Below are 14,664 nucleotides of genomic sequence, written 5' to 3' on the forward strand. Positions count from 1 at the left end.
ATATGAGATGAAAATATAAAGGAGGAGATTGTGATGACACTTGCACGGATTTCTAGAGAAATGATTGGTACAATGTTAATCGCACTATTTGTGTTCTTATTATTTTTTGTTGATTTTACAAATGTATCATCGTTGCAAGCACTGATTCCGAAAAAGTGGATGAATGTAAATACAATTTTTTTAAGTATCTTTTTCGAAGCTGTTCCATTCATATTAATTGGTGTATTCATTTCAGCGGTTATTCAAGTATTTGTGACAGAAGACGTGATAAAGAAAGTGTTGCCTAAACATCCTATTGTTGCCATGTTTCCAGCAGCATTTGTTGGTGTATTATTTCCGATGTGTGAATGTGTAATTATTCCAATCATAAGAAGACTGATTCAAAAAGGATTACCTCTTCATGTAGGAATGGTAATTCTGGTTACCGCCCCTATATTAAACCCGGTTGTATTTTTGTCAACATTCTATGCGTTTCGCATGAATCCCACAATTGTATATGCTCGTTTTGGACTTGCTTTTCTTGTTGCTATATGTATCGGAGGTATTGTCTATTACTTATATCGTGACAAGAATGTATTGAAAGAAAGCAGTGTGATAAGTGAACATCAGCATTCAAAAAGGAGTTGGAAGGAGGTTGCTTCTCATGCAGCAGATGAGTTTTTTAGTACAGGAAAATATTTGTTAATTGGTGCATTTTTAGCTAGCTTATTTCAAACATTTTTAGATCGTCATTTCCTTGCCGAATTAGCGAACAGTAATCTCATTTCTCCACTTGTTATGATGGCTCTTGGTTATGTTTTATCTCTTTGCTCTGCAGCAGATGCATTTATTGCAGCATCATTTGGTCACATTTTTTCAGCAAAAGCTCTTCTCGCTTTTTTAGTGTTCGGACCAATGGTAGATTTGAAAAATACAATTATGTTATTTGCATATTTTCAAAAGAAGTTTGTGTTTCTGTTTATGGCGATTGTAACGATTAGCGTTTACGTTATCGTTCAACTTACCATGAAATAGGAGGCGAAGAAGGTGGAAGAACAGGAGAAAAGAGGATTTCATATTTATATTCGCGGCATTATATTGATTGGATTTGCGATGTTATTATTCAAACTGCTTATTACGGGACATATTGATAACTTTATTGCACCGCGTATGGTAAAACTGATTTATGTAGCAACCATTGTGTCTTTGTTACTTGGCTGTTTACAAGTGTGGCGAAGTGGAAATGAAAAGTTAAAGGCATGTCATTGCTGCGAGGAACATGTTCTCCCAAAAACGAAAATAGGAACTTGCTTCTTTTATGGATTATTTCTTATACCTATTATCAGTGCCTTTTTATTTTCAAGTGTATCACTTGATGGAAGTGTTGCTGCCAAGCGCGGAATGAATCAAAGTACACAAACGAAGCCACAAAAGGAAAATGACGATTGGAAGAGGTTATTAGTAGATGGAGAAGAACCGCAAACTGCTAATGTACCAAGTTCTCAAGCAAGTTCTCAAGCACCATCTGATGACCTAGAAAAGGAGTTACTGAAAAAGAAAAGCATACAAATAAATGATAAAAACTATATGGCTGCTATAGATATAATTGGTCGTGATGTTATTGGATTTAAAGGGAAAGAAATTAATTTTTCTGGGTTTGTATACCGTGATACAGACGTGAAAGGAGAGCAAGTTGTAGTTGCACGTTACGGTATTACGTGTTGCATAGCAGATGCTACCGTTTATGGAATGATTGTTTCCGGTGAAGGAATTACTAAATTACAAAATGAAACGTGGGTTACGATTACTGGAACATTAGATGAGACAACCTATAGAGGAGCTTTATTTCCACTTGTAAAAGCAAATAAAGTAGAAAAAATAGAAGCTCCGAAGCAACCGTATGTATACGAGAATTTAATACCGTAAACAAAAAGATGAGCCCGTAACTGAGCTCATCTTAATTTGTATATCAGATTAAAGGTTCTTCACAATTAATTTCACAGTTTAATTCAATCACATAATGGATTTTTAACTTTTACATAAAAATAGGCATGTGCTTCTCCCATCATACGCATAAGAGTTAAAGCTTTATAATCTACTTTATCTGCAAAAAAGACAGCGTGGTCAGATGTTGCAGATTTTTTGTAGGTAGGGTCTTCTTGCAAATCTATGAAAATATTCTTCACGACTTGTTTTACAACATTCCACAGCAGTTGTTCATTTAGTTGATAGAACTGACTAATATGCAAAAATAATTCTCCAAAGTGATTTTGCATAACAGAGTAAAATACTTTATTACGCATACTTTTTTCATCATCTACTAGAATTCTTGATTTATGATGAAACATGTTTATATCAAATCCCGCATTTTGTAAACGACCACGATGAACTCGAATACCTTCCCAGTCACGTACAAGTAGGCGGTCTGGTGTGCCATCTTTTTTAAATACAGGTACTGTATTTTGCAGGTGACCTTCTAATCCAATGCCATACTTAACCATGAGTGGAATAAAGCCAGTAAGAGCATTTGTTACATATTTTTCGATAAACATAACAATTGCATCGTGTAATGGTAAGTCATGGCTATCTTTGTACAACTCAATTAGTTCTGCTATGACTGGTTTATTTGCACCATGCTTAGAAGAAACAAGGGCAGAACCGACAATAGCCCATTCGTCGTGTTTTACATAAGCATGAATGTTGTCGCGAATGACACAAGCGAGATTTTCGCTTCGTAATGTTTGTATTTCTTCATCTATGTCATTTGGATGAAGAAAATGAGCACCAGCTCGTTCCATAATTGGAACAAAGCGAGTTTCGTCAATCATCGTATCTTGCGTAACAACTTGTTTTAAAATATTGCTCATAAGTGGTCCATTATGAATGGTTTGTTCGGATAACGTCCGCACTTCTCCTGTTAAATGAATATTTGTTGTCAGTTTATAATGCGGTCTAATCGTTTCATATTGTTCAGGAAAGATTGTACGAAATGACATGCCTGCTAAATAATTCGCTTCATAATTAAATAAGATGATAATTTGTTTTTCAAGTTCAGCACTGTAAATTTCACGTAACGTATGAGTAGCTTGCCATGGATGAATCGGTAATAAAATGTAGTCATCTATTTTATCGCCAAGTCTTATTTCAGCTTCTACTTGGAGTACAGGTTCAAAAGAAAACAATAATGCATTCCAATTTTGTTCGTCCATAAAAGCAGCGCTTACATAATCTTGGTGTACAGCTACAAAGCGCAATGGAATTGTATGTTTAAACTCAGCTGAGTAGGCAAGTGTTTCTTCCGGACTTAAACCTTTTCTCATTTTGGCACCAGGGTGACAAGGGTGACCTTCTATAACGAGCTGTTCAAAAAGGGCATATGGATCTTGTGCTTGAGAAGCAGCTTGTAGCGTTGAAACATTCTCGGTTTGTTCATGAAATGTATAAGCAAGAGCTAAATTGGCAGCGCTATTTGCGAGATCATCTTCAAACATATGAAAATAGGAAAGTGGTCCTTGCCAATCTTCATGTAGTAACAATGCCAATACTTCATTTGGATGTATAATTTCTGTTTGACTAGACGGTGAGACGAGAATGTAAGGTCCCTTTACAACAGGACGTTCAAAGGCATATATGTGTTGAATCGGTATAAGTAGATATGTATTTTGTTGTTTAAAATATAGTCCTTGTATCATTGAAAACTCGTCAAATTGATGAATATGAGTGTTTATATAATCTAGTAAATAGTCTGGGCAACGATGATCTGAAAATGATACAAACACCCCTTCGTGTTTTCTAAATATGATTCCAGTTGTAGTCATGTTACATATATTTTCACGTATGAAGGACGATAGTAGTCGTTCGAGTATACCAGTTCGTCCCTTTCGAATCATTTGTTGATAGGTTTCATGTAGTGGAGCATGATGTTGTTGTAAAAAAGAAAGTAAGTTTTGTTCCTCTACTGCTAACGTTTGAATTTTATTAAGGTTCATAGAAACCACCTTTCTCAATTTTTTAGTCTTTACAAAGAAGTGAGAATATTTTATATTGTTTTTACAGTGATACTGATAATCAATTTCAATTATAAAAGAAGCATTAAAAAATGCAACAAAAAATTTGAGGTGGTTCATATTCGCAAACTCTTCTTTAGTAGTTCATTTTTCTTATTTATGGGGAATTGGCTTGGAATGACTGCAATCAATTGGTACGTCTATGATCTGTATCATAGTGCTACATATTTAGGATGGATAAACTTTGTACGGCTCATTCCAATTGCATTGTTTAGTGTATATGCAGGGAAGCTTTGTGATCTGCATCCGCGTATTAAGTTAATGAAGTCGTATTCATTTTGGGGACTAGCAGTTACAACGTTACTTGCCATTTATGTTGTGTTTATTACTCCGTCCTTTTTTATTTTCCTTCTTTTCTCATTTGTGAGAGGAGTAATTAGTGCATTAGAAACACCAAATCGAAATACACTTCTTTCGGATATTGATACGAGCAATCAAATTAGTAAACTTATATCTATGAATTCGTTTGTGATGAATGTTTGTCGCTCGACAGGGCCGGCTGTAGCTGGATTTCTAATTGCAGGAGGACATATTGAACTTACATTTACGATGCAGGCAGTTTGTTCACTGATTGCATTCATTCTTGTCTTACCAATGAAAGATCAAACGATGAAAAAACGAAAAGAAAAGAAAAAGGCAAGCTGGGAACAAATTGTTCAATATTTCTCTCATGATCATATGGGAAGAAACATTTTTATCACATCAATGATTACAATGGCTTTTGGTTTTTCGTATACATCTGTATTGCCTGTACTTGTTTCACATCAATTTACGGGAAAAGCAGAAGTATTTGGCATTGCGATGTCTTCGGCAGCAATCGGTGCCATTATAGCAACCATTATTCTTCCTAAAGTGTTAGAGTACATCTCAGAAATTAGGATTTATTATATTAGTTTAGTTTTGTTTTCTATTAGTATAGCGCTCCTTATTATTAGTAATACATTTGTGTTTTTTATATTACTATTCTCTATCGGTCTTTTTGGACAGTTGTTACGTTCCAGTAATCGTGTTTATTTTCAAAACAATGTCTGTGAAGAGGAACGAGGACTTATGCTTAGTGTTGTATTAATGGATCGAGGAATGATTCCACTCGGTTCAATTATAGTAAGTTATGCCATTGAATATGTGGGTATTTCTGAAACATTTGTAATGATGGGTGCTTTATGTATAATCCCATTTGCATTTCAGTATATAAAAGTGAAACAACAAAAAGGGAAGGTGAAGAATTTTGTTCATTCAAAGTAAACAATCAAATCGAGTACGGGCCGAATATCGTATTTTAAATCGTTTTTGTAATGCATTAATTCGTGAAAAAAAATTATTAGAAAGTTGTGCGGTGCTAAAGCATGATTATGGTATTGAAATTATAGATTGTATGAATGAAGCAGAATTATTATTAGAAGTGCAACAAGAAGGGGCATTTGAACGATACGAATTTGCTTTTCCGCTCCGGTTTAAAGTAAGAGGGCATGTTAGATGGATTGATTCATTACAAATGTTTTTTGAGGAAGTAGCACCATTCTTTCAACTTCATATTTCAGACTCCTTACAGAAAGAGTTACAGAATAGCGTGGAGAACCTAGAATTAGCCTATGAAGCATGGGAACAAAAACAAGAATGGGCAAAACAGCAGCTTGAAACAAACGTGATGTTTTTTGCAAAATACAAACCAAATAATCTATGCCAATTCTTTGAAGAATTAAAACAATGTATGTCGTTTGACGAATTATTATATACAGAGTCATTAGTAATTGAAGGGCATCCACTTCATCCTTCAACAAAAACAAAACTTGGTTTATCAAAAGAAGAAGTAAAACGTTATGCTCCTGAATTTGAGCAAGTTGTTCCGTTATATGTATTGCTTGTTCATAAAGATGTAACAGCAGTTACAGGAGATAGCTTTGAAAAACCTGTATTATATGAAAATTTACCAGATTTATATGAAACTGCTTCTCAAATATTAGTAAGCAGAGGGGGCAGAATAGAAGACTTTTATCCATTTCTTGTTCATCCATGGCAATATGAGCATGTACTAACAGAGGAGTATGGGGAAGAGTTAGAGGAAGGACGTATTATTCCGATCCCATATCAACTTTCGTCCAGAGCGACGCTTTCATTTCGAACAATGAATCTATTAGAGTTACCGTATCATGTGAAGCTTCCAGTACGTGCACAAGCAACAAGTGCAGTTAGAACGGTATCACCAGAAATAACAGTAAATGGGCCAATTCTTTCTTCACTGTTTGATACGATTTATGCGAATGAGAAAGAGTTAGCACAGTCAGTAGTTGTCGTTCGTGAACGAGTTGGAGCTACTTTTACAAAACATAATGATTTTCATTTAGGAAGAAATTTAGCATTTATTTTACGTGAAAGCCCAAATGCATATAAGCAAGAGGGAGAATTATTATGGGTTGGAGCTAGTTTAACAGCAAGCAATCCATTAAAAGAAGAGGAACCTGTTATTGTAGATATGATGCGTACATATTTTGAAACAGAAACGATTGGTAAAAAAGAGGTATTTCACTATGTTGCTCATTACACTGAGAAAGTTATGATTCCTTTACTGCAACTTGTTTTACAATATGGAATTGCTTTAGAAGGACATATGCAAAACTCTATTATTGTTACAAAAGGCGGAGAGGTCCAACGTATTTTTGTACGTGATTTAGGAGGAGTCAGAATTCATAAGAAGACATTAGCAAAGGTAGTGGATATTGCTGAGGTTAAAGAAGCAGTCGTATTTACAGATGATATGAATGAGGTTTATAACAAGTTTATTCATTCGGTATTGCAAAACCATTTTGGGGATTTATTATTTACGTTGGCTCGCTCGATAGATGACGTACAGGAAAAAGAATTATGGAGAATTGTTGCTGCTATTGTTGAAGAGTACATGGTAGATGCAACCGAAGAGCAAAAGGCAGCTATATTTGCAAAGCAAATTGAAACGAAAGCATTGTTCGCAATGAGAATACAAGGTCAAGCAAAATCTTATTTGTATACAAGTTTTCATAATCCGCTTTGTATATAATAGGAGGAATAAACATGCTGCCTATCATGAAAGTAAACCTTTCAAAATTGAAGTATAATGCCATGATAATGAAACGATTATGCGAGCGTTCAAATATTATATGTTTTCCTGTAACAAAAGGGGTCGGCGCTGCAAAAGAAGTAATTGAAACCCTTCAAGAGACAGGGTATACAAGATTTGCTGATTCTAGATTACAGCATCTTTATAAAATCCGTTCTATTGTAGGGAAAGAAGCTGAACTTTTATTAATTCGTGCACCAGCTTTGTCAGAAGTAGAAGAAACGGTTCTTTGTGCAGATATTAGTTTGAATTCTGAACTATGCATCATAGAAGCATTGGGAAGAGCAGCGAGAAGATACAGAACAACTCATCGTGTGATTCTAATGGTTGATTTAGGTGATCTTCGCGAAGGAATAATGCCATATGAAGTGGTGGATGCAGCGCAGAAAGTATCGAATATATCTGGAATTGTACTCGATGGTATTGGAGCGAATTTCACTTGTTTTAGCGGTGTTATTCCAACTGAACATTCTTTACAAGAATTAACGCAATTAGCAAAAATGGTAGAGAAGAAAATTGGGAAACCGCTTCGGTTTATCTCAGGTGGAAATTCAAGTTCGTTACCACTTATCATGCAAAGAAAACAGATTGGACGTGTTAACTCTTTACGGATTGGAGAAGCTATTTTTCTTGGGAAAGAAACAGCGTATGGAAAAAATATTTCTTTCATGTACCAAGATGTATTTTCAATTGAAGCGGAAATCATTGAAATAAAAAGAAAGCCGTCTATGCCAAAAGGCGTTATTGGAAAAGATGCATTTGGGCAAGTCCCGTATTTTGAAGATAAAGGGGAGCGACTACGAGCGATCGTTGCAATAGGAAGGCAGGATCTTGATATTAGTGGTTTACGACCTTCCGATAGGAATGTTGAAATTCTTGGTGGAAGTAGTGACCATTTAATTGTTGATATAACTGATAGTACACCGTATAGCATAGGAGATAAAATGACATTCGTTCCGGCGTATAGTGCATTGCAAAGCGGTATGGTTTCTTCACTTGTACGAAAAGAATATGTCTATGATGATGTACTGCAAAAAGCGCTTATCTTATAAAGTGAAACTTCCGTCAGTGTGTTTAGATTGCGATGGCACTTGCGCAAGATACAGAGTTATTGCTATTAGATGAACCGACAACATATTTAGATATGGCCCATCAGTTAGAAATACTAGAGCTATTGAAAAAATTAAATGAAGAAGAAAACCGAACTGTTGTGATGGTTGTACACGATTTAAATCACGCGGCTAAATATGCGCATCACATTGTTGCGATTAAAGAGGGGAATAAAGTAATGGAAGGCGCACCAAAGGATGTTTTAAATGATGAATTGTTTGAAACAGTGTTTGGTGTGAAAGCACGCGTTGTATATGATCCATTTGCCATGGCGTATATGTGTACGCCGTATGCTTTACTTTCAGAGAAAAAAGAAAAGCAGGAAGAAAGAATTGTTGGGTAAAAAACTGTTGATAATCTTTGATATGGTACTTTATTTTAAGGGGATGAAAAAATGGAATATAGAATTGAAAGAGATACATTAGGAGAAATAAAAGTTCCAGCTGATAAATTATGGGCAGCACAAACGCAGCGCAGTAAAGAAAACTTTACGATTGGTACAGAGCATATGCCGCTTGAAATTGTTCGAGCATTTGCGATTTTAAAGAAGAGTGCAGCGATTAGTAATCAGAAGTTAGGAAAGCTAGCAGACGAAAAGGCAGCTGTAATTGTAGAGGCGGTTGATGAAATTTTATCTGGAAAATGGGACGAACATTTTCCGCTTGTTGTTTGGCAGACAGGAAGTGGTACACAGTCTAACATGAATGTGAATGAAGTGATCGCAAACCGCGGGAATCAAATTTTAAAAGAAAAAGGGCTGGATGTACACATTCATCCAAACGACGATGTAAACATGTCTCAAAGTTCAAATGATACGTTCCCCACAGCACTTCATGTTGCGTGTGTTATTGGAGTAGAAGAACAAGTATTACCAGCAATAGCTAAATTAAAGGAAACGTTAAAAGAAAAAGTAACTGCATTTTCGCATATTATTAAAATTGGTCGTACTCATTTGCAGGATGCAACGCCATTAACGTTAGGACAAGAAGTGAGCGGCTGGCATCGTATGCTTGAAAAGACAGAGCGTATGATAATAGAAAGCAGTACATATATGAAAGAACTCGCAATCGGTGGTACTGCGGTTGGAACAGGAATTAATGCCCATCCAAAATTCGGTGACATGGTTGCGGAAGAAATTAGTAACTTTACAGGAAAACAATTTGTATCAGCACCAAATAAATTTCATGCGCTAACAAGTCATGATGAAGTTGTCTATACGCACGGTGCCCTAAAAGCGTTAGCTGCTGATTTAATGAAAATTGCAAACGATGTACGCTGGCTTGCAAGTGGGCCGCGCAGTGGCCTTGGCGAAATTATTATTCCAGCAAACGAGCCAGGAAGTTCGATTATGCCAGGGAAAGTAAATCCAACGCAAAGTGAAGCTTTAACGATGGTTGCAGCGCAAGTAATGGGAAATGATGCAACAATTGGATTTGCGGCAAGTCAAGGAAACTTCGAATTAAATGTCTTTAAGCCAGTTATTGCGTATAACTTTTTGCAGTCAGCTAGATTATTAGCAGATGCGACTGTTTCATTTAATGATAATTGTGCAGTAGGTATTGAAGCAAATGAAGAAGTGATAGGACAACATTTAAATAACTCTTTGATGCTTGTAACAGCCTTAAACCCACATATCGGTTATGAAAATGCAGCAAAAATTGCAAAGCATGCACATAAAGAAGGGTTAACATTAAAGGAAGCGGCACTACAATCAGGATTATTAACAGAGGAACAATTCGATGAAATTGTAGATCCAAAGAAAATGATTGGGCCGAAGGAATAAATGAAATGTTTTATAACAAATAGGATTCTCACTTGTTTTATTTAGTAACAGAAAAACCAGGATATTCTTGATTAAGACAACATCTCTTATATAATATTATAGTTTTTATAAGAGAGGAAATGAGGAGAATAGATACAAGCAGAGATCATGTGCTTGATCTATTCTTTTTTTGTACAACATATGACTTCATTTACTACAACATAGAAGAACCGATGTTGCAGTAAGACCCTCAATAAGCTGTGTACAAAAAAATGAAGACCGCGCGGTCTTCATTTTAGTCGACGTAATTCTCGAAAGCGGAAGTCAATGTGATACCCTTGTTGAAGTATCGCACCCGTTAGTTGAACAACTCCATGGCTTATTTACACTGTTCATAATTTCCTTTGGATTAGAGATACCGTTCTCAATAAAAATAGTTGCCCAATCCTTAAACAATTTCATATAAGCTTTTTCATTCATATTTGAATTTAGGTGGGCTACTTAGGCATACATCCAATCTAAGCTTTGACCCTGAGCATAAACTGGTTATAAGTCTAATTTCAATAAGGAGTGAACCTAGAATCATGGTATATATACGACAAATGCCACCCTATGCCCTGAATCCCTGGGGTCTTCAACATTGTTTGTATCGTTTCACGTATATGTGGCTTAGAAACGGAGACAATTTCTGGTTTTTTTTGACGACTGTCGGGGAATCAAGAGTTTATGGCTATAGGTTTTTCGGCGGAAGATGGAATCATTATTCGGTTGCTTTAAGCGATATTGTTTCCTTCCATTGTTCTCCTCCGACTCCAACCCTATATTAAAACACTGCGCCTGACCTTCGTAATCGTATCGTTCAGTCTTACTTTAGAAGCGTCTGGGCTTTTGCATAATCAGAGATCGTTTTTTTGAATCTAATACTGTGATCACCAGATATCCGCCACCTGCGTGTTCCCTTCTCTGTATGCAAGATTTCATACATTCCTGTGAGAACAGCATTTGACAGTTCAAATCGTTCTCACAGCCTGCATGAAATCCTGTATAGCTTTGGCATATAAAATCTGCGTTTTGCCGTCAGTATCCCTAACATTATTAATTGGTAACCTTTTTGTTACTACAAAACACATGTATTTGCCCCAATAAAAAAAGATCCCACCACCAGGCAAGATTCCACAAATATTTCAATCTAAAAATAAAAAAGGAGTCTTTTACATCACAATTTAAATGCTAATACATATCCATATTTAGGCCCAGTACCAGCGTAGCTACGTTTAGGGGCAAAGTAGTTTGTTTTGTAACATAAGCAATCCTTTTTGTTACTACAAAACATTTGTATATCAAGCGGATTTGTATACTTATTTTCTACTTTGCCCCTGATTACAAGAACGCTGGTACTGGGCCTTGTACTAAAAAGTACTGAAACAAACAACAAAAAAGAATCCTGCATAAGCAAGATTCTCACAAAAAATATGGTTATTCCTTCAGTCTAATTAGTAAAGAAGATAGAAGACGCCTTATCGTTCCAAGTTGATCCGACATAGCTAACATTGATACCCGATTGCACCCAGAATCTTGCCCCTCTGTAGTTACTATCCCAACACATAACTGTCCAGTTATGATTGTAACCCGCCTTCAACGAAGAGATTTTGTCGTTCCAAGTTGATCCGACATAACTAATATTACTAGAAGCTCCGAAGTAACTCCCTCCGTAATTAGAATGTTGATAAAAATACGAATTATAATAAACAGCTTGGGCTGTAATCGTATTGTTCTTAGTATCCTTTTTACGCTCAACAACAGCACTCTGCAAATGATTATTTAAACGGTCTTGATTTGTAAACCCATAGACTACTCCCTCTGCTTTTGCAGCGTCATCGAAAACAAACTGAGTTACATTCTTTACATGCGAATCATCTTGTGCATATTTAACACCATCAATCATAACAGGCAAGTCTTTTAATTGAACCATACTCTCTGTTGAAGGCGTTTGTTTTGAAACTGAGGTTGATGTCGTATCGGCAAAAGCAGTAATAGGAATGATCGTCAAGACAAAAGTCAGTAATGTAATAACTATTTTCTTCAAAAAAATCCCTCCTAGATGGTTTCCTATCCCCCAAAAAGGAAAATAGGCTTAATTCATAAGGAATTTAAGTGTTACCCTCATTCCTCGAATCATTTCCGTACCCCAATCAACTCCTTTATAAATATTATTTTTTAATACTAACTAGTCGGTATTAATCAATTTATTATATGATGAAGAATGTGTTATTATTAATTAAATATTCAGTCTTTTTAAAAAGGAGGTTGCTATGGGAATTTATCATCAGAAACAATCAGAAAACACCATCAACAAATTAATGCAATCAGGAATTAATTTGTTTTCTAAACAAGGCTATTCTAGTACAAGTGTTGATCAAATTGTGAAACATGCTGGTTACTCTAAAGGTGCTTTCTATGTTCATTTTTCCAATAAAGAGGAGTTTTTGCTAAAACTGATAAAAGAAGGAATTGATTTTTATTTTGAAGATTTAAAGGAAGCTCTTACTCGAAAAGAGTGTGATTTACTAAGTAAGTTTAAGGAATACTCTTTGCGTTTAGTAAATGAAGCTTATGAAAAAGGATCTTCTCCCATGCTTCTCCAAGGATGTATGATATCTAATCAATTACCTCTAATAAAAGAAAAGCTTATTCTCCAAATGGAAGAATGGAGATCATTCCTTACACATTTTTTTCAGAGAATGAAAGACGAAGGTATAATCGGAAGTCCATTAGATGCCAGAACTTTAGCAACAACAAGTATGGCTATTTTTAATGGATTTAATTTGCAACATTTTGTAGACAATCGAATTCAAATACAGGACATGCTAAATGTTTTTGTTGAACTACTTCAAATCCAAGAACCTAATAAAGGGGTCCCGCCACACATCCATCAACTTAAGGTATATTTTCAAACAAAATGCGGTCTTTCCATACAGTTTTTTATTATCTTTTGTAGATTTTATAAAAGTGGGCATATCAAATAAACCCTGACGGGTTTCAATTTTTTTACTATGCTACCTGATGAGTAGAAGTGGTATACTCATAAACAACACCCAAAATATCAAAGACTGTCTTTTTCTCGTATCGATGAGATTTTCGTCCGTTGTGCTGTAGGAGGTTAAACAGACGAAGGAGAACCTTTGATAATTCTTGGGTGTTTTTGTGTAATGCTTGGTAAAAAAGTAAAAAATAATCCTTAATTATGTACATCGCTTTATATTCACTTAGCTCTTTCTGTTTCTTACGTAATAGGAGTTCTCGCATTTTAAACATAGTAGAAGAACATAATAGAATACTAATGAGTTGCCCATAAAGATGACATTCTAATCGCTCTTGTTTAATAGATTTACAACGATGAATTTGAAACCAAGATTTCCATATTTTAAATAACAGCTCAATTTGCCAACGTAATGAATATAAATCATAGATTTTCTCTTTTGGAACCCATTCCGTAGGAATGTTTGTCATATATACCGTAATACCTTGTAAAAGCTTCGTGCGCTCTGTATATGTAATTCCTTTTTTCTTTTCGCGAATAGCTCGGTCACGTAGGCGTTTCTGTTTTTGCTCCTCGGTACACCTATAAACTACAATACGAGTAGGCAGTTTGTCTTTACTCCCTACATATACATCGTGTAATTCATACACTTGGCCAGGTTGTAGTTGTTTCATAATGTCTTCTAAATGAATTTGTATATATACCGGTTTCAATTGAGAGGATTTTGTTTTAAATACCACTGTTTCGAACTCTTTTCTATATATTTTAGTTGGTAACTTAAGACGGGATAAATAATACCCCTGCTTGTCTTGAATAGACTTAAAGTCTTGTAGACGAAAATATCCTAAGTCACGAATATACAGCTCATTCTTTTGTATCATGCCTGTTCGAGTCGCACCATACGCCTGATCACTTCGTTTTCCTGGTTCAATTTTCACATCAGAAAATTCTCCACTCAACAAGTCATACTCTAGTTGGATTTTTACACCAGCTTTATGACTACATCCTCCGGCACCAGGATAAGTAGATGCGAATCGATCTGGAACTTGAAAGGTTGTAGAATCAAGGATACGAATACGCTCAAAGTAAGCAGAAAGAGAATGAGAAATCTTAGATAACCCTCCAATTTTAGCTTGTAGAAGTGTAGTAAATACAGTTCGAAAAAAGGCTACAGAAGCCGAGTTAAATCGTCGATTAAGTCCCTCAGGACTTAATAAAATTCCTGTTGAAGTTTCTAATTGACTACAAAGTTGAGTAAGAGAGGTAGTAGCGATTTGTTGATTTAACCATACACACAAAGATAAGAAATGGTGCCCGTGGCACTTACGTTTTCGTTTCATTCCGCCTGCTTCTATAGCTAATTGATTAAGTGTAGCGGGAGACATATATCGATATAACTCTTCGGCAAATAAAGATAACTCTTGTTTTTGGTGCATATTCATAAAAAGCACGTCACCCTTTCTCATTAACATAAGAGAATAGTAACGTGCTTTTAGCTTCAAAAATAGTCTAAATCCTTAAGTTGATGGATGTGGGGTCCCGCCACATGCCCATCAAGCTAAGCTTATATAAATTTAATTTCACGTGAGATTTTTCTTTTTTCTAAAGATCC

Annotated in this window: 10 protein-coding genes and 1 pseudogene; 8 read left to right on the forward strand and 3 right to left on the reverse strand. The window is 35.6% G+C overall.

Annotation, left to right across the window (positions count from 1 at the left end; translation table 11 throughout):
- Positions 1-33: 33 nt before the first annotated feature.
- Both NKR74_RS08015 and NKR74_RS08020 read left to right on the forward strand, forming a co-directional pair.
- Positions 34-1,014 (forward strand): permease, encoded by a 981-nt coding sequence (locus NKR74_RS08015; protein WP_253629165.1) that lies wholly within the window; start codon positions 34-36, stop codon positions 1,012-1,014.
- Positions 1,015-1,026: 12 nt separating this feature from the next.
- Entirely contained in the window at positions 1,027-1,905 is an 879-nt protein-coding gene (locus tag NKR74_RS08020) for a TIGR03943 family putative permease subunit (RefSeq protein WP_253629166.1), read from the forward strand.
- 83 nt (positions 1,906-1,988) lie between these two features.
- On the opposite strand, the gene NKR74_RS08025 is transcribed toward NKR74_RS08020, so the two are convergent.
- Positions 1,989-3,968: an IucA/IucC family protein gene (locus NKR74_RS08025; protein WP_253629167.1), complete on the reverse strand. Its 1,980-nt coding sequence runs from the start codon at positions 3,966-3,968 to the stop codon at positions 1,989-1,991.
- A gap of 129 nt (positions 3,969-4,097) precedes the next feature.
- Between NKR74_RS08025 and NKR74_RS08030 the strand changes: the two genes are divergently transcribed.
- From NKR74_RS08030 to fumC, 5 genes and pseudogenes are all read left to right on the forward strand, one after another.
- Positions 4,098-5,291 (forward strand): MFS transporter, encoded by a 1,194-nt coding sequence (locus tag NKR74_RS08030; protein WP_309247627.1) that lies wholly within the window; start codon positions 4,098-4,100, stop codon positions 5,289-5,291.
- On the forward strand, positions 5,275-7,080 hold the full coding sequence (locus NKR74_RS08035) for an IucA/IucC family protein (protein WP_253629169.1): 1,806 nt from the start codon (positions 5,275-5,277) through the stop codon (positions 7,078-7,080). The genes NKR74_RS08030 and NKR74_RS08035 overlap by 17 nt, the downstream gene beginning before the upstream one ends.
- A gap of 14 nt (positions 7,081-7,094) precedes the next feature.
- Entirely contained in the window at positions 7,095-8,192 is a 1,098-nt protein-coding gene (locus NKR74_RS08040; protein ID WP_253629170.1) for an alanine/ornithine racemase family PLP-dependent enzyme, read from the forward strand.
- Positions 8,193-8,218: 26 nt separating this feature from the next.
- Positions 8,219-8,593, forward strand: a pseudogene (locus tag NKR74_RS08045) (ATP-binding cassette domain-containing protein); the annotation flags it as partial.
- 51 nt (positions 8,594-8,644) lie between these two features.
- Positions 8,645-10,033 carry a class II fumarate hydratase gene (fumC, locus tag NKR74_RS08050; protein WP_253629171.1) on the forward strand — a complete coding sequence of 463 codons (1,389 nt, stop codon included), beginning with the start codon at positions 8,645-8,647 and terminating at the stop codon, positions 10,031-10,033.
- Between the two features lie 1,468 nt (positions 10,034-11,501).
- On the opposite strand, the gene NKR74_RS08055 is transcribed toward fumC, so the two are convergent.
- On the reverse strand, positions 11,502-12,098 hold the full coding sequence (locus NKR74_RS08055; protein WP_253629172.1) for a peptidase inhibitor family I36 protein: 597 nt from the start codon (positions 12,096-12,098) through the stop codon (positions 11,502-11,504).
- A gap of 226 nt (positions 12,099-12,324) precedes the next feature.
- On the opposite strand from NKR74_RS08055, the gene NKR74_RS08060 reads away from it, so the two are divergent.
- Entirely contained in the window at positions 12,325-13,038 is a 714-nt protein-coding gene (locus NKR74_RS08060) for a TetR/AcrR family transcriptional regulator (protein ID WP_253629173.1), read from the forward strand.
- A gap of 25 nt (positions 13,039-13,063) precedes the next feature.
- Here NKR74_RS08060 and NKR74_RS08065 read toward each other — a convergent pair whose 3' ends face one another.
- Positions 13,064-14,494 (reverse strand): IS4 family transposase, encoded by a 1,431-nt coding sequence (locus tag NKR74_RS08065; RefSeq protein ID WP_253628483.1) that lies wholly within the window; start codon positions 14,492-14,494, stop codon positions 13,064-13,066.
- Positions 14,495-14,664: the final 170 nt, after the last annotated feature.

Origin of the sequence: Bacillus sp. 3103sda1, from assembly GCF_024159135.1 — a bacterium.
GTDB classification, from domain to species: Bacteria; Bacillota; Bacilli; order Bacillales; family Bacillaceae_G; genus Bacillus_A; species Bacillus_A rhizoplanae.